Origin of the sequence: Azospirillum sp. A29 (assembly GCF_042604625.1) — a bacterium.
Classification (GTDB): Bacteria; Pseudomonadota; Alphaproteobacteria; order Azospirillales; family Azospirillaceae; genus Azospirillum; species Azospirillum palustre.
The window spans coordinates 1,780,245-1,796,041 of sequence record NZ_CP170466.1 but is presented as its reverse complement, the minus strand read 5'-3'; the positions used below and the strand labels follow the sequence as shown (position 1 = coordinate 1,796,041).

The following is a 15,797-nucleotide window of genomic DNA, read 5'->3' as shown; positions in this document are numbered from 1 at the left end:
TCCTCTTGCTGGGGAATCCCGCTCAAGTCTTGCGGGACTTCTTCTCATCGATGCCGCTGGTGCCCTCGCGCTGAGCGAGCTTGCTCCAGACCTCCGCCGGGTCCAGCCCGGTGTCGGCCCACAGCACCAGCAGGTGATAGAGCAGGTCGGCGGATTCCGCGGCCAGCGCCGCCTTGTCGCCGCGCACGGCCTCCAGGATCGCCTCCACCGCCTCCTCGCCCACCTTCTGGGCGATCTTGGCGGTGCCGCGGCTGTAGAGCTTCGCGGTGTAGGAGCTTTCCGGATCCGCGCCCTTGCGGGCCTGCACGGTGACGAACAGGCGGTCGAGCACCTCCGCCGACGGGGTGGCCGACGGCAGGGCCTGGAGCTTCTCGGCAGCCTTCTCGGCGGCTTTTTCCGCAGCTTTCTCGGTGGCCTTCTTGTCACCCATTCGTCGTCTCCAGCGCCTTGGCCGGGCGCACCGGGATGCCGGCGGTGGCGAGCGCGGCCTTGGCCTGACCGATGGTGTAGGTGCCGAAATGGAAGATCGAGGCGGCGAGCACCGCGGTGGCGTGCCCCTCGCGGATGCCCTCCACCAGATGGTCGAGCGTGCCGACGCCGCCCGACGCGATCACCGGGACGCGGATGCTGTCCGCCACCGTGCGCGTCAGTTCCAGGTCGAAGCCGCTCTTGGTGCCGTCACGGTCCATCGAGGTCAGCAGGATTTCGCCCGCCCCCAGCGATTCCATCCGCTTGGCCCACTCCACCGCGTCGATGCCGGTGGCGTTGCGGCCGCCATGGGTGAAGACCTCCCACTTGGCCGGCCCGACCTTCTTGGCGTCGATGGCGACGACGATGCACTGGGCGCCGAACTTCTCGGCGCCTTCGCGCACGAATTCCGGACGGTGGATCGCCGCGGTGTTGATCGACACCTTGTCGGCGCCGGCCAGCAGCAGCTTGCGGATGTCGTCCACCGTGCGCACGCCACCGCCGACGGTCAGCGGCATGAAGACCTGCTCCGCCGTTCGCCGCACCACGTCGAAGATGGTGTCGCGGTTCTCGTGGCTGGCGGTGATGTCGAGGAAGGTCAGCTCGTCGGCCCCCTCGCGGTCATAAACGCGGGCCTGCTCCACCGGGTCGCCGGCATCGACCAGATCGACGAAATTGACCCCCTTCACCACCCGGCCGTCCTTGACGTCCAGGCAGGGGATGACACGCATCTTCAGCATCAGTCGGCGTCCTCGACGGCGGGGGCGGACAGCAGGGCCAGTGCCTCCTTGGGATCGATCCGGCCATCGTACAGCGCCCGGCCGCAGATCACGCCCTCGATCCCGGTGTCCTCCTCGACCTTCAGCGCCTTCAAATCCTCGATGGACGAGACACCGCCGGACGCGATGACCGGCGTGGTCAGGTGGAAGGCGAGGTCGGAGGTGGATTCGACGTTGACACCGCCCATGGCGCCGTCGCGGTTGATGTCGGTGTAGATGATGGCGGCGACGCCGCAATCCTCGAACTTCAACGCCAGATCCAGCGCCTTGATGTCGGAGGTCTCGGCCCAGCCGGCCACCGCGACATAGCCTTCGCGCGCGTCGATGCCGACGGCGATCTTGCCTGGGAACTCGCGGCAGGCCGCCTTCACCAGCTCCGGATCGCGCAGCGCCACCGTGCCCAGGATGACGCGGCTGATGCCCTTCTCCAGCCACATGCCGATGGTGTTCAGGTCGCGGATGCCGCCGCCGAGCTGCACCGGGATGGTGACCGACTTCAGGATGCTCTCGACCGCCGCGCCGTTCACCGGCTTGCCTTCGAAGGCGCCGTTGAGATCGACCAGATGCAGCCATTCGAAGCCCTGGCTCTGGAACAGGCGGGCCTGTTCGCCGGGATCGGTGTTGAAGACCGTGGCCTGGCTCATCTCGCCGCGCAGCAGGCGGACGCAGGCACCGTCCTTGAGGTCGATGGCGGGGTAGATGATCATCGCGGGCGTCTTCCTATGGCGTGGCTGGCGGTTGTCGGGCGGGCGGTGTCAGGCAGGCGATCATCAGGCCGGCGGCGGTTCGGCAGGCTCCAGATCCTTGCAGTAGTAATGTCCGGCGAGCGGCTTGCCCTGCACCAGCGCGTAGAAGGGATGGGTGCCCCAGCGCTTGAAGCCGAGCGATTCATAGAGCGCGATGGCCGCATCCTGCGTCACGCGGACGTCGAGGTTCAGCACCTTGAAGCCGACGGCGCGCGCCTCCTCCAGCACCGCCACGGTCAGGCGGCGGGCAAGGCCGTGGCCGCGCGCCCAGGGGGCGACGAAGCTGGTGGTCAGCTGGGCGGCGTGGGCCTGCGCCTCGTTGTTGCGCGGCGGCTTGACCAGCTGGGCGGATCCGGCCACCACCCCGTCCAGGCGGGCGACGAACATCACCCGTTCCGGCACCACCAGAACGCCCTTCCAATAGCGTTCCATCACATCGCGCGGCGGCGGCTCGACCCAGCCGAAGCCGCCGCCGGCGCGGATGGCGTCGTCGGCCGCGTCGCACAGGTCGTGCAGGTCGGCGGTCTTCAGCGCATCGACCTTGTCGATGGCGATCTCGGCCATCTCGTCAGACCTTCCAGCGCAGGAAATTGGCGATCAGCGCCAGGCCGGTCGCCTGGCTCTTCTCCGGATGGAACTGGGTGCCGACCAGATTGTCGCGCCCGACCACCGCGGCGAAGGGCCCGCCATAGTCCGCGGACGCGATCAGCGTGTCGGGATCGGCGAGCTTGAACTGGTAGGAATGGACGAAGTAGGCGTGGCTGCCCTCGGGCAGGCCGGCCAGCACCGGGTGCGGGTGGCGGATGTTCAGCTCGTTCCAGCCCATGTGCGGGATCTTCAGGGCCGGATCGGACGGCTCCAGCTTCACCACCTCGCCCGGGATCCAGCCCAGCCCCTCGGTCACGCCATATTCGCGGCCGCGCTCCGCCATCAGCTGCATGCCGACGCAGATGCCGAGGAAGGGCCGGCCGCGGCGGTGCACCACCTCTTCCAACGCCTCCAGCATGCCCGGCACTTCCGACAGGCCGCGCTTGCAGTCGGCGAAGGCGCCGACGCCGGGCAGCACCACGCGGTCGGCCTGGCGGACCGCATCGGCGTCGGAGGTGACGAGGACAGTGTAGGACGCTTCGGCTTCGCCAGCCGCGCGCTCGATCGCCTTGGCGGCGGAGCGCAGGTTGCCGGAGCCGTAATCGATCAGCGCGACCGTTTCCATGAACGTGACAAACCTTCCGATAGGACGGCGGAGGGGGATGGCTGGACCGCGGTCCCCGCCGTCAGAGCGATCCGCCGAGCGTGCCCTTGGTGGAGGGCACCGCATCGCGCTTGCGCGGGTCGATCTCCACCCCGGCGCGCAGCGCGCGGGCAAGCGCCTTGTAGCAGCTTTCCACGATGTGGTGGTTGTTCTCGCCATACAGGTTCTCGACGTGCAGGGTCACGCCGGCGGCCATGGCGAAGGCCTGGAACCACTCGCGGAACAGTTCGGTGTCGAAATCGCCGATCTTGTCGCGGGTGAAATTCACCTTCCAGATCAGGTAGGGCCGGTTGGAGAAGTCCAGCGCCACCCGCGTCAGCGTCTCGTCCATCGGGACATAGGAATGGCCGTAGCGCTGGATGCCCTTGCGGTCGCCCAGCGCCTTCGCCACCGCCATGCCGATGGCGATGCCGGTGTCCTCGGTGGTGTGATGATAGTCGATGTGCAGGTCGCCGTCGGCCAGCACCGTCAGGTCCATCAGGCTGTGGCGCGACAGCTGTTCCAGCATATGGTCGAGGAAGCCGACCCCCGTCTTGACGTCGTAGACGCCGGTGCCGTCAAGGTTCAGCGCGACCCGGATCCGGGTCTCCGTGGTGTTCCGCTCGATCGAGGCGCGGCGGCCGCCATTGATGGGGGTCTGGTCCATGGCGGTTTTGTAGCAGGAAGCATCCCTGCGCGCCAGCATCCGGCACGATTGATGCGCGGCCTGTCCATTCCGACGATTGTCCTACGGACGTGTGCAGGATAGAGTTGTTTACACTTCCTGCGTGCATATCCGCTTATGACCGACCATCCGCGCTTTTTCGCCGCAGTCCTGACCGTGCTTCTCGGCCTGCTGCCGGCCGGATGCGCCAGCCTGTCCCCGCCGCCGCCGGTCGGCAGGACGGCGCCGCCGGTGGCCGCCGGGACCACGGCGCCGTTCCGCTTCGGCGAGCTGACCATCGGGTCGATGCGGCGCGGGATGCAGATCGGCCGCTATGTCTGGGGTATCGACTGCGCCCCGCCCTATGACGACGTCTATTGGACCAGCGGCGTCAACATGCGGCGCGGCTCCACCTTCGACGAGCGCTTCGCCGAGGCGATGACCACCGCCGGTTTCGACGTGGTCGGCCGGCCCGGCGGTCCCGACAACCCCGACGGCAACCGCAGCCGCGCCCGCTTCACCGTGCAGGGCGATTTGCGCGACGTGCAGCTGGAGCTGTGCCACCGCACCAACTGGCTGACCGGCAGCAGCAAGGGCAGTTCGGGCACCGGCAGCGTCAAGGTGGAATGGACGGTCTACGACGCGCGCGGCGGCGGGCTGGTGCACCGTGTGGTCACCACCGGCGCCATCGCGCAGGAGAGCGGCGTGCCGCAAGGCGACACCCTGCTGGTCGAGGAAGCCTTCGCCGCGGCGGTCGAGGCGCTCGCCGCCGACAGCGGCTTCCGCGCCCTGCTGTCGGGTGGTGTCCTGCCCCAGTCTCAGTCTCCGTCGGCGGCTCCGCCGGCGATGTTTCCCGTGGCGGCGCCGGCCGGATCCGGCCCCACTCCGCTGACGCCAACCGCCGCGCCACCTGCCCCGGCTGCGGGGTCCGCGGCGTATCGTCCAGGCCGCCTGCTGCTGCGGACCGGGGCCGGATCCGGCCGGCCCGCGGCGGCGAGAGTGCCGGTCGGTGCGTCGCATGGGCTGGTGATCGGCGAGACCGACGCGGCGGGCGAGGTGCAGGCGGTGCTGCTGGCCCCGCTGCCCGGATCCGACCCCACCGTCACCGTCCGGCCCGCCCGCGGGGTGGAGCTGACCGGCTGGGTGGTCGGGCGCGACCCGGTCAGCGGCTTCGCTCTGGTGCGGGTGCCGGCCCGGCTGCCCGCCCTGCCCGTGCGCACCGCGGTCCTGCATGTCAGCGAGCCGGTGCGGGCGATCCCCGGCGGACGGGGACGCGAGGTCGCCGGCATCGTCGGCGGGCTGCCCGCCGAGGACGGGGATGGCGCCACGCTGATCCAGGCGGATCTGGGCTCGGCCGCCCTGCTCACCGCAGTAACCGAAGCCGGCGACCCGCTGCTGGACGGCAGCGGTGCGCTGGTCGGCATCGCGCCCTCCGCCGGCCGCTCCATCGCCACTCCGGCCGCCACTCCGGCCGGTCTGGTGGAGTTCCTGGCGCTCGGTCCGCTGCTCGACCGGCTGGGGGCGGATCCGGCCGGTCCCCCGCCGCTCGCCGCTCCGCCCAAGCCGGGTAAAACGCGCCGAAACGCCGCGGTAGAGTCCCTGTGGGATGAAGACGAGCCAAAGGCCGACATGCTTGACGGCGACATCGCCCCTCCCACATAGACCGGATGCCCTGCCGCCACGACTTGCAAGGTCCATGCGCCTGCGACGGCGCCCCGGATCCTGGGCGGCGGGGCCGTTCCCCATTCTTCAGCGTGGTTCCCGCATGACCTATCCAGCGTCCAATCCTCACGATCCCATCCAGTGGCACGGCACGACGATCCTGTCGGTGCGCAAGAACGGTCAGGTGGTGATCGCCGGCGACGGGCAGGTCTCGGTCGGCCCCACGGTGATGAAGGCCAACGCGCGCAAGGTCCGCTGGCTGGCCGGCGGCACGGTGATGGCGGGCTTCGCCGGCGCCACCGCCGACGCGATGACCCTGTTCGAACGGCTGGAAGGCAAGCTGGAGCAGTATCCCGGCCAGCTGACCCGCGCCTGCGTCGAGATGGCCAAGGACTGGCGCACCGACCGCTATCTGCGCCGCCTGGAAGCGATGATGGCGGTGGCCGACAAGAGCGTCAGCCTCGTGCTGACCGGCAACGGCGACGTGCTGGAGCCGGAGGACGGGCTGATCGGCATCGGCTCCGGCGGCTCCTACGCCCTGTCGGCGGCGCGTGCGCTGATCGACATCGACGGGATGGATGCGGAAGCCGTGGCGCGCAAAGCGATGAAGATCGCCGCCGGCATCTGCGTCTACACCAACGAAAACGTCACCCTGGAAAAGCTGTGAGCGCCATGAGCCAGACCGCATCCGTCTCCGCCGACACCGCCGCCTTCAGCCCGCGCGAGATCGTCTCCGAACTCGACCGCTACATCGTCGGCCAGAACGAGGCCAAGCGCGCGGTCGCCATCGCGCTGCGCAACCGCTGGCGCCGGCAGCAGCTGCCCGAGGGTTTGCGGGAAGAGGTGTTGCCGAAGAACATCCTGATGATCGGCCCGACCGGTGTCGGCAAGACCGAGATCGCCCGCCGCCTCGCCCGGCTGGCCCAGGCTCCCTTCCTCAAGGTCGAAGCGACCAAGTTCACCGAGGTCGGCTATGTCGGCCGCGACGTCGAGCAGATCGTCCGCGATCTGGTGGAGGCTGCCATCGGCCTGACCCGCGAGCGGCTGCGCAAGGAAGTCGCCGCCAAGGCCGAACTGCGGGCGGAGGAGCGCGTGCTCGACGCGCTGTGCGGCGACAGCGCCAGTGCCGAGACGCGCGCCAAGTTCCGCAAGATGCTGCGCGAGGGCACGCTGAACGACAAGGAGATCGAAATCCAGGTTGCCGACACCGGTGCCCCGGCCGGCATGCCGACCTTCGACATCCCCGGCATGCCGGGCTCTCAGATGGGCATGCTGAATCTGAACGACATGTTCGGCAAGATGATGGGCGGCCGCACCAAGACCCGCCGCATGTCGGTGGCCGAGAGCCACACCGTGCTGATGGCCGAGGAGTCGGACAAGCTGCTGGACCAGGAAAAGGTGGTGGCGGAGGCGATCCGCGCGGTCGAACAGAACGGCATCGTCTTCCTCGACGAGATCGACAAGATCTCCGCCCGCTCCGACGCCCGCGGCGCCGACGTCAGCCGCGAAGGCGTCCAGCGCGACCTGCTGCCGCTGATCGAAGGCACCACGGTGTCGACCAAGCATGGCCCGGTGAAGACCGACCATGTCCTGTTCATCGCGTCCGGCGCCTTCCATGTCGCCAAGCCGTCGGACCTGCTGCCGGAGCTGCAAGGCCGCCTGCCGATCCGCGTCGAGCTGAAGGCGCTGAGCCAGGACGACTTCAAGCGCATCCTGACCGAGCCGGAAGCCAGCCTGATCCGCCAGTACAAGGCGCTGATGAAGACGGAGGAGGTCGATCTGGTCTTCACCGACGACAGCATCGACGAGTTGGCCCGGCTGGCGGCGGAGATCAACGGCTCCGTCGAGAATATCGGCGCGCGCCGCCTGCACACGGTGCTGGAGCGGCTGCTGGAAGAGATCAGCTTCGCCGCCAGCGACCGGGCCGGCGAAACGGTCACCATCGACGCCGCCCTGGTGCGCGAGCGGGTAGGCGGGCTGGCGAAGAACGCGGACCTGTCGAAGTTCATCCTGTAAAAGCGTGAGGGGCGCCCGAGCGGGCGCCCCTTTTGCTTCACGTGAAACATTGCCCGGCGATCACCCCTGCCCGCCCACTTATCCTCCTGCCGCCACCTTCACGCTTTTCGGCAGCAGCAGCACATAGCTCCCACGGCTCTTCATCAGTCCGGCCCTGTGCTCCGCCTCCGGACCATGGCCCCAGAAGACGTCGCCGCGCACCGGTCCGCGGATCGCTCCGCCGGTGTCCTGGGCCACCAGCAGCCGTTGCAGACGCTGTCCGGCATCGACCGGGTCCTCGGCATCCAGCCACACCGGAACGCCATAGGGCATGAACTTGGAGTCGACCGCCAGACTGCGGCCGGGCGTCAGCGCCACGCCCTGGGCGCCGTTCGGGCCGTCGCCGGTGAGCGTCTGGAAGAAGACGTAGGACGGGTTAACGTTCATCACCGCCGCCGCCTGATCGGGATGCGCCAGCAGCCAGTCGCGGATGGTCTGGAGCGAGACCTCCTCGCGCTTGAGCGTGCCGCGGTCGATCAGCTCCTTGCCGATGGCGACGTATTTGTGGCCGTTCTGGGCGGCGTAGCCGATGCGCGTCTCGCTTCCATCAGCCATCCGGATTCGGCCCGAACCCTGGATTTGCAGGAAGAAGGCGCCAATCGGGTCCTTCACCCACACCAGTTCCAGCCCCTTGCCCTTCAGCGATCCGGCAACGATGGCGGCGCGGTCCTCGTAGGGCTTCAGCTTGCCGTCGACCACGCGGCCGGCGGTGCGCTCCCCCCTCCAGCGGTCGGAGAAGTCGCCGAGATCGACCATCACCAGATCGGGCGGCCGGCGGTAGAGCGGCACCGGATAGGCCGGATCCGGGCGCAGGCTGCCCTCCAGTTCGGCTTCGTAATAGCCGGTGAACAGGCCCTCGCGGCTGCCGTTGTTGCCGGCGGCGTAGGGGGTGAACGTCTGCTCGAAGAAGGCGCGGGCGGCGGCATCGTCGCCGGGCGGCAGATCCGCCAGACGGGCGCACGGACCCTGCCAGTCGGCGATGGTCCCGGCCACCCCGTTCGGCCCGACGATCCGGTCGGCCGGCAGGCTTTTGAAGCGGGCGCAGGACCGGGCGAGCGCCGGCACCGCCTGCGCCACCGGATCGCTGCGCCAGCCCGGCAGATCGGCGAAGGACAGCGGCGCCAGGGTCAGGGCGTCGGGCGGCGGCTTGACCTCCTCCTTGGGAGCGCAGGCCGAAAACAGCAACGCCACCGCCCCGAAGAGGGCGATGGCGCTGAAACCGGTACGGTAACGATGTGTCATTGCTGGCGGTCGTTCCTCACTGGACCGGACGCACCTCGACCAGCGCCCAGTTCGGATCGCGGGAGCGGAGGTTGCGGGCGAAGGTCCAGACGTCGGTGTTCTCCACCAGCGCCTTGGGATCGCCATCGACGATGGCGCCGTTGCGGTCGCGCACCACATTCACCTGATCGGAGACCAGACGCACGGTGACGCGGGCGGTGCGGCCGGCATCCAGCTTCGCCTCCACCACCTCGGCCTCGCGGACCTGCTCGATGCGGGCCTCGTGCTGCTCACCGGCGGCCTGACGGTCGCGGATGACCTGGGCGAAGCTGTCATAGACATCGTCGGCCAGCAGCGGGCGCAGCGTCGCGGTGTCGCCGCGGGCGAAGGCATCGACGATCATGGCGAAGGCGGCCTTGGAGCCTTCCAGGAAATGCTTCTCGTCGAAGGTCGGATCGGCGGCCCGGATCTGGTCGATGGACGCGGCCAGCGACAGCGGCTCGTCCGACATCACGACATCGGCACCCGGTGCGACATCCGGTCGCGGCCGGTTGCGCTCCGGCAGGGGAACGACGTTGTCCGGTTTCGCCGCCCCCGGAGCCGAGGTGAAGGGGTTGGAACGCTGCCGCTCCTCCCCCGTCCGGCGGCCGAGGACGCTGCGCAGCCGATAGACGAGGAAGGCCGCGATCATCGCGAAGATCACGATCTCGATGAACACGAACCCGTCTCCCATCATCTGTTCCTTCCGATACGATTTGTCGTGAACGTCTTGTTGTCTTGGCATTTGCCGCGGCGAAATCGCCGGCGGATCCGGCCCGCCTCTGGACCTTGCGGCCGGTCGGCATTACGTGTTGCTTGCCCGCCAGTAATTGCCGATTGAACCGCCAATTGGATGAGGCCGGCGGTCTTTCGACCGGTCGACCTATCCAAACCTAGATAGGGGCAGCGAGCCCGAAGAGCAAGGACACCATGAATCCCCTGTTGTTGATCCTTCTTCTGCCGATCCTGGAGATCGTCGGATTCATCCAGGTCGGCGATTGGATCGGCGCCGGGCCGACCATCGGGCTGCTGGCCCTGTCGGCGGTGGTGGGCATGCTGATCGTCCGTCACCAGGGGCTGGCCTCGCTGAGCAAGGCCCAGGCGGCGGCGGCGCATGGCGAGGCACCCATCGGCACCGTGCTCGACGGCTTCTGCGCCGTGCTGGCCGGCGTCCTGCTGATCGTGCCCGGCTTTCTGACCGACATTCTCGGCATCCTGCTGCTGATCCGGCCGCTGCGCCGCGGCATCGGCCGCTGGCTGTTCAGCCGCATCGGCGCCGGCATGCCGGTCTTCACCACCACGGGCAAGGGCGGCCTTGGGGGCGGCTTCGGGGCTGGCGCCGGCGGCGACCAGGGGTTTGGCAACAGGGATTTCGGCAGTGCCGAATTCGGCGCCGGCGGTCCGCGCCGCGGCGAAGATCCTTTTCGCCCCACTCCCGGCGTGCCCGGCGTAATCGACGGCGATTTCCGCGACGTCACCCCGGAGGACAGGAGCGGCGAGGATCGCGACGCGCCGCGGCTGACCGATTCCCAATGGGGCAAGCAGCGTCCGGATGAGCGGCGCTGAGCCGCCGGCCAGGGACCGGTTTCCCGTCGGCGGTTTCCGTTGGCAGGACGGCCGATCCATGATAGCCAGCCCTTTGGGCGAAGGCACAACCGTCGCGAACCAAACCCTGTCACCTCACATCCGGGTCGGCCTGCGACCCCTGCCCCCCGTCCATACCGGGATCGGGGATGGAACGCGGGCCGGCGATTAGGAGTCCGTTATGTCCGATCAGATGAGCAACGGCGCCGAGCAGCAGCAGACGTCTTCGCTGCCGATGCATGTCCTCGCGCAATATGTGAAGGACTTCTCCTTCGAGAACCCCAACGCCCCGCAGAGCCTGCTGCCGAACCAGCCGCAGCCGCAGGTCAACATCGGCGTCGACGTCCAGGGCCAGAAGGTCGGCGACGACATTTACGAGCTGACGCTGAACCTGCGGTGCGAAGCCCGCCAGGGCGAGTCCGTCGCCTTCCTGGTCGAGCTGGCCTATGGCGCGCTGTTCCAGTTCCCCGGCCTGCCGGAAGAGCATCACCGCCCGGTCCTGATGATCGAAGGCGCCCGGATGATCTTCCCGTTCGCCCGCGCCATCGTCTCCAGCGCGACCCGCGAGGGCGGCTTCCCGCCGCTGATGATCAACCCGATCGACTTCGCCGAGCTGTATCATCGCCAGTCGGCCCAGCAGGCCGAACAGCCGCAGCAGCCGCCCTTCTGATCCCGGTCAGGGATCGGCCGAAGGAACGGAGTTGAAAAAAAGAAAGGGCGGGTGACCGGAAGGTCCCTGCCCTTTTTCCATACCGCGACAGATGGCCGCCCCCTCCGCGAGGAGAGGGCGGATCCGGTGCGACCTTACTGGTTCATGCTTTCGAAGAACTCGTTGTTCGACTTGGTGTGCTTCAGCTTGTCGACCAGGAAGTCCACCGCGTCGGTCACGCCCATCGGCATCAGGATGCGGCGCAGGATCCACATCTTCGACATGGTGCCCTTGTCGACCAGCAGCTCCTCCTTGCGGGTGCCCGACTTGGAGATGTCGATGGCCGGGAAGGTGCGCTTGTCGGACAGCTTGCGGTCCAGCACGATCTCGGAGTTGCCGGTGCCCTTGAACTCTTCGAAGATCACCTCGTCCATGCGGCTGCCGGTGTCGATCAGCGCGGTGGCGATGATGGTCAGCGACCCACCCTCTTCCACATTGCGGGCGGCGCCGAAGAAGCGCTTGGGCCGTTGCAGGGCGTTGGCGTCGACACCGCCGGTCAGCACCTTGCCGGACGACGGCACCACGGTGTTGTAGGCGCGGGCCAGACGGGTAATGCTGTCCAGTAGGATGACCACGTCGCGCTTGTGCTCGACCAGGCGCTTGGCCTTCTCGATCACCATTTCCGCGACCTGGACGTGGCGGGTCGCCGGTTCGTCGAAAGTGGAGCTGATGACCTCGCCGCGGACCGAGCGGGCCATGTCCGTCACTTCTTCCGGACGCTCGTCGATCAAGAGGACGATCAGATAGGCTTCGGGGTGGTTGGTGGCGATCGAGTGGGCGATGTTCTGCAGCATCACCGTCTTGCCGGTGCGCGGCGGCGCCACGATCAGCCCGCGCTGCCCCTTGCCGAGCGGCGCCACCAGGTCGACGATGCGGCCGGTGAGGTTCTTCTTGGTGGGGTCCTCGACCTCCATCCGGATGCGTTCTTCCGGATAGAGCGGGGTCAGGTTGTCGAAGTTGATGCGGTGACGGACCTTGTCGGGCGCGTCGAAATTGATGGTGTTGACCTTCAGCAGGGCGAAATAGCGCTCACCGTCCTTGGGCGAGCGGATCTGCCCTTCCACCGTGTCGCCGGTGCGCAGGCCGAAGCGGCGCACCTGGCTGGGGCTGACGTAAATATCGTCGGGACCCGGCAGATAATTGGCTTCCGGCGAACGCAGGAAGCCGAACCCGTCCTGCAGCACCTCCAACACGCCGTCGCCGAAGATCGGAATGTCGTTTTCGGCCAGCTGCTTCAGGATCGCGAACATCATGTCCTGCTTGCGCAGCGTGCTCGCGTTCTCGATCTGCAGCTCCTCCGCGAACGCCAGCAGTTCAGCGGGGCTTTTGCACTTCAGCTCTTGGAGATGCATCGGATTGCCTGTGAAATCGTCATGCGGGGGAATGGCCTTGGAGGTGGGGAGTGCCGGAGGGTCCGGCCGACGGCGGCTGGGGGCGGCGGACGCCGCAACGCGGTCGCGTCGGGTGGGCAGCGGGTGGCGCTTCGGCGAAGGCGCGCCAGGGCGTCCGGAAAATGGCCGCACGGGAGCTGTTCGCCAGCCACCAGGCCCGGCTCAAGATCAGAGCATCGGATCGGCAGATGTGGGCGTGGGAGGCCGCGGGGCGAAAACCCCGTGGTCCTGACATGGTTATCGGATCGGCGGACGCAAGTCAAACGAAAGCGAAACCGCGAAAGGTCGCGGATTCCGCTTTTTCCGGGAGATGGAAGACCGGCGATTCACCTGCCAGGCCGGTCAGAAGGGCTTCACGACGACGAAGACGACGATGCCGATCATCAGCAGCGTCGGCACCTCGTTGGCGATGCGGTAGAAGCGCTGCGGCCGCGTGTTGCGGTCCTCGGCAAAGTCCCGGCGCCAGCGGGCCATCATCATGTGGCTGGCGGTCAGCAGCAGGACGAACAGCAGCTTGGCGTGCAGCCAGCCCTGCTTCATCCATTCCGGCGTCAGCACGATCATCGTGATGCCGAACACATAGGCCGCGATCATCGCCGGGTTCATGATGGCGCGCAGCAGGCGGCGTTCCATCACCTTGAAGGTCTCCGACGCCTCGGATCCGGCCTGCACCTGACAGTGGTAGACGAACAGGCGCGGCAGATAGAGCAGCCCCGCCATCCAGGCGATGATGCTGATGACGTGCAGCGCCTTGATCCATTCGTACAGCACCGGGCGTGTCCCCTTTTTCTTTACTGTTCAGCCGTTTCGGTTCGGCCGTCGCGGCTCAGCCCCACGGTTCAGTGCCGCGCCTGCGGGCAGCCGGAGAAGTTGGACGGGCAGATCCGGTCGCCCTTCTGCGAGCAGATCGCCGCCTTGCCCGCGACCGTCTGCCGCACCAGCCGGGCCAGTCCGTCGATGAAGCCGGGATGCACCCCGACCGTCGGCACGCGGGTGAAGTGCGGCACCCCCGCCTCCTTGGCGAGGTGACGGTATTCGACCTCGATCTCCACCAGCGTCTCGGAATGCTCCGACACGAAGGCCATCGGCACCACTAGGATCGGCACGCCGTCCTGGCCGGCGCGGCGGATCTCGGCGTCGGTGCTGGGACCGATCCACTCCATCGGGCCGACGCGGCTCTGGTAGCAGTTGACCCAGTCGAGATCGTCGATACCCAGCGCCGCGGCGATGGATTCTGCCGTCCGCTCGCACTGCCACTGATAGGGGTCGCCGGAGGCCACCACCTTCTTCGGCAGCCCGTGGGCGGAGAACAGGACGCGCGGCTTGCCATGGGCCTTGGCGGCCTCGTAGAGCGGGCGGATCAGGTCCGCCGCGCCGTCGATGAAGCCGGCCTGGGTCGGGTAGCAGCACAGCAGCTTCGTCGGCGCCGTCAGCCCGACGGTGCGTGCCGCCTCATGCCACGCTTTGGCGCTCGACGCCGTGGTGGTGGTGGAGAATTGCGGGTAGAGCGGCAGCAGCACGACCAGATCCGGGTCGTAGGCCTTCACCTTTGCTGCCGTCTCGGCGCTCATCGGGTGCCAGTAGCGCATGGCGATGAAGACCTTGGTCTCCGTCCCGGCGGTCGCCGGCTCTGCCCCCAGCATGGCTTCCAGCGCCGCCGCCTGGGCTTCGGTGTTCTCCAACAGCGGCGACTTCCCGCCGAGCTGGGCGTAGATCGCCGTCGCCGGCTTGGCCCGCCGCCCGCTGATCAGGCTGGCGATCAGGAAGCGGAACGGGTTCGGCAGCCGTATGATGGCCGGATCCGCGAACAGGTTGAACAGGAAGGGCCGCACCGCCTCCGGAGCGTCCGGACCGCCGAGGTTGAACAGCACGACGGCGACGCGGCGCGGGCGGACCCCGGAAGTCGGGTTGCCGGCGGCTGCGTTGGTCGGGGCGGAGGGCTGGGAGAATGGCTGGCTCATGGTGCCCGCTAAACTGGAGCGTTGCCGCCACTCTGTCCAGACCCCCGCCGTCGCTTTTTCAGTCCCTTAAGGCGCGGCCCGGCGGAAAAGCCCTCAGCCCTGCCCCGGCCACTCCCGCAGGATGCGCGTCAGCGCCTCCACATGGGCCGGCGGGGTCGACTGGATGACGCCATGGCCCAGGTTGAACACGAAGGGCCCAGCGGTCAACGCCGCCAGGATGTCGTGGGTCGCCGTCTCCAGCGCCTTGCCGCCGGTAGCCAGCATGATCGGATCGAGGTTCCCCTGCACCGGCAGCCGGGTCTGGAGGGTCTGTGCGGCCCACACCGGCGGAACGGTGGTGTCGAGCCCGACGGCGTCCACGCCGGACCCGGCGACGTATTCCTCATAGGCGTGGCCGGCGCCGCGCGGGAAGCCGATGACCGGCGTGTTCGGGTGCTTCGCCTTGACCAATGCGACGATCTGCCGCGTCGGCTCGATCACCCAACGGCGGAACTCCGCCACCGGCAGCACGCCGGCCCAGCTGTCGAACAGCTGCACCGTCTCGGCCCCGGCCTCGATCTGGCGGCAGAGATAATCGGCGGTCACCTCGACGATCAGGTCGATCAGCTGGCCGAAGCCGACAGGATCGCCGTAGGCCCAGCGCTTGACGTGGGCATAATCCTTGGAGCCCGCCCCTTCGACCATGTAGCAGGCGATGGTCCAGGGAGCCCCGGCAAAGCCGATCAGCGTCGTCTCGGCGGGGATCGCGGTGGAGAGCCGGCGCACCGTCTCGTAGACCGGCGCCAGCGTCTCGTGGAAGCGGTCGCGCGACAGGCGCTTGAGGTCCTCGACGCTGCGGACCGGATCCAGCTTCGGCCCCTCGCCTTCCAGATAGGCCAGCGGCTGCCCCAGGGCATGGGGGACCACCAGGATGTCCGAGAACAGAATCGCCGCGTCCATGCCGTAGCGGCGCAGCGGCTGCAAGGTGACCTCGACCGCGAAGTCGGGATTGTAGCAGAGGTCGAGGAAGCTGCCGGCCTTGGCCCGCAGTTCGCGATACTCCGGCAGATAGCGTCCGGCCTGACGCATCAGCCAAAAGGGCGGGCGCGGCCGCACCTCTCCCGCCAGGGCGGCGAGCATCGGCTTCAGGGCAGGCTTGGAAGCCTGATTCTGGACGTCGGAGCTGGTGGCGGACAAGACGGTACGTTCCCCTGACATGCGAATCCGAAAAGGCCCCGTGCGATTCCGGCGCCGATTCCGCGCCAGAATCCGGGACGGGTTTATCCCTTCTACTTCACTATATTTTTT

At 68.1% G+C, this 15,797-nt stretch carries 17 protein-coding genes; 5 read left to right on the top strand and 12 right to left on the bottom strand.

Features of this window, described 5'->3' with window-relative positions:
* Positions 1-22 precede the first annotated feature (22 nt).
* From ABNQ38_RS23455 to hisB, 6 genes are all read right to left on the bottom strand, one after another.
* A complete protein-coding gene (locus tag ABNQ38_RS23455) occupies positions 23-430 on the bottom strand; it encodes a phosphoribosyl-ATP diphosphatase (RefSeq protein ID WP_377808281.1) in 408 nt (135 codons plus the stop codon).
* Positions 423-1,208: an imidazole glycerol phosphate synthase subunit HisF gene (hisF, locus tag ABNQ38_RS23450; protein ID WP_109096043.1), complete on the bottom strand. Its 786-nt coding sequence runs from the start codon at positions 1,206-1,208 to the stop codon at positions 423-425. Before hisF ends, ABNQ38_RS23455 begins: the two co-directional genes overlap by 8 nt.
* Positions 1,208-1,954, bottom strand: a complete 747-nt coding sequence (gene hisA / locus ABNQ38_RS23445) for a 1-(5-phosphoribosyl)-5-[(5-phosphoribosylamino)methylideneamino]imidazole-4-carboxamide isomerase (protein ID WP_109052244.1) — start codon at positions 1,952-1,954, stop codon at positions 1,208-1,210. Before hisA ends, hisF begins: the two co-directional genes overlap by 1 nt.
* A gap of 63 nt (positions 1,955-2,017) precedes the next feature.
* Positions 2,018-2,557 (bottom strand): GNAT family N-acetyltransferase, encoded by a 540-nt coding sequence (locus tag ABNQ38_RS23440; RefSeq protein WP_377808280.1) that lies wholly within the window; start codon positions 2,555-2,557, stop codon positions 2,018-2,020.
* A 4-nt stretch (positions 2,558-2,561) separates the two neighbouring features.
* Positions 2,562-3,206, bottom strand: coding sequence for an imidazole glycerol phosphate synthase subunit HisH (gene hisH / locus ABNQ38_RS23435; RefSeq protein ID WP_377808279.1), 645 nt, complete (start codon positions 3,204-3,206; stop codon positions 2,562-2,564).
* Positions 3,207-3,267: 61 nt separating this feature from the next.
* Positions 3,268-3,891: an imidazoleglycerol-phosphate dehydratase HisB gene (gene hisB / locus ABNQ38_RS23430; protein WP_044550958.1), complete on the bottom strand. Its 624-nt coding sequence runs from the start codon at positions 3,889-3,891 to the stop codon at positions 3,268-3,270.
* 135 nt (positions 3,892-4,026) lie between these two features.
* On the opposite strand from hisB, the gene ABNQ38_RS23425 reads away from it, so the two are divergent.
* The 3 genes from ABNQ38_RS23425 (at position 4,027) to hslU (ending at position 7,566) form a co-directional block, all read left to right on the top strand.
* Positions 4,027-5,550 (top strand): serine protease, encoded by a 1,524-nt coding sequence (locus ABNQ38_RS23425; protein ID WP_377808278.1) that lies wholly within the window; start codon positions 4,027-4,029, stop codon positions 5,548-5,550.
* Between the two features lie 103 nt (positions 5,551-5,653).
* Entirely contained in the window at positions 5,654-6,217 is a 564-nt protein-coding gene (gene hslV / locus ABNQ38_RS23420; protein WP_098740902.1) for an ATP-dependent protease subunit HslV, read from the top strand.
* A gap of 5 nt (positions 6,218-6,222) precedes the next feature.
* On the top strand, positions 6,223-7,566 hold the full coding sequence (gene hslU / locus ABNQ38_RS23415) for an ATP-dependent protease ATPase subunit HslU (protein ID WP_377808277.1): 1,344 nt from the start codon (positions 6,223-6,225) through the stop codon (positions 7,564-7,566).
* Between the two features lie 78 nt (positions 7,567-7,644).
* On the opposite strand, the gene ABNQ38_RS23410 is transcribed toward hslU, so the two are convergent.
* The gene (locus ABNQ38_RS23410) at positions 7,645-8,847 is read right to left on the bottom strand and encodes a murein transglycosylase A (protein ID WP_377808276.1); all 1,203 of its coding nucleotides are present in this window, start codon (positions 8,845-8,847) and stop codon (positions 7,645-7,647) included.
* A 16-nt stretch (positions 8,848-8,863) separates the two neighbouring features.
* Complete coding sequence (locus ABNQ38_RS23405; RefSeq protein WP_377810114.1) at positions 8,864-9,559, bottom strand: Tim44/TimA family putative adaptor protein; 696 nt, start codon at positions 9,557-9,559, stop codon at positions 8,864-8,866.
* A gap of 236 nt (positions 9,560-9,795) precedes the next feature.
* Between ABNQ38_RS23405 and ABNQ38_RS23400 the strand changes: the two genes are divergently transcribed.
* Both ABNQ38_RS23400 and secB read left to right on the top strand, forming a co-directional pair.
* Positions 9,796-10,431, top strand: coding sequence for an FxsA family protein (locus ABNQ38_RS23400; protein ID WP_377808275.1), 636 nt, complete (start codon positions 9,796-9,798; stop codon positions 10,429-10,431).
* Between the two features lie 199 nt (positions 10,432-10,630).
* The gene (gene secB, locus ABNQ38_RS23395; RefSeq protein WP_085086914.1) at positions 10,631-11,119 is read left to right on the top strand and encodes a protein-export chaperone SecB; all 489 of its coding nucleotides are present in this window, start codon (positions 10,631-10,633) and stop codon (positions 11,117-11,119) included.
* Positions 11,120-11,253: 134 nt separating this feature from the next.
* On the opposite strand, the gene rho is transcribed toward secB, so the two are convergent.
* From rho to hemE, 4 genes are all read right to left on the bottom strand, one after another.
* Positions 11,254-12,510 (bottom strand): transcription termination factor Rho, encoded by a 1,257-nt coding sequence (gene rho, locus ABNQ38_RS23390; RefSeq protein ID WP_109052252.1) that lies wholly within the window; start codon positions 12,508-12,510, stop codon positions 11,254-11,256.
* A 381-nt stretch (positions 12,511-12,891) separates the two neighbouring features.
* Positions 12,892-13,320: a protoporphyrinogen oxidase HemJ gene (gene hemJ / locus ABNQ38_RS23385; protein ID WP_377808273.1), complete on the bottom strand. Its 429-nt coding sequence runs from the start codon at positions 13,318-13,320 to the stop codon at positions 12,892-12,894.
* A gap of 68 nt (positions 13,321-13,388) precedes the next feature.
* Complete coding sequence (gene hemH, locus ABNQ38_RS23380; protein ID WP_377808272.1) at positions 13,389-14,510, bottom strand: ferrochelatase; 1,122 nt, start codon at positions 14,508-14,510, stop codon at positions 13,389-13,391.
* 93 nt (positions 14,511-14,603) lie between these two features.
* Positions 14,604-15,629 (bottom strand): uroporphyrinogen decarboxylase, encoded by a 1,026-nt coding sequence (gene hemE / locus ABNQ38_RS23375; protein ID WP_377810113.1) that lies wholly within the window; start codon positions 15,627-15,629, stop codon positions 14,604-14,606.
* Between the last annotated feature and the right edge of the window lie 168 nt (positions 15,630-15,797).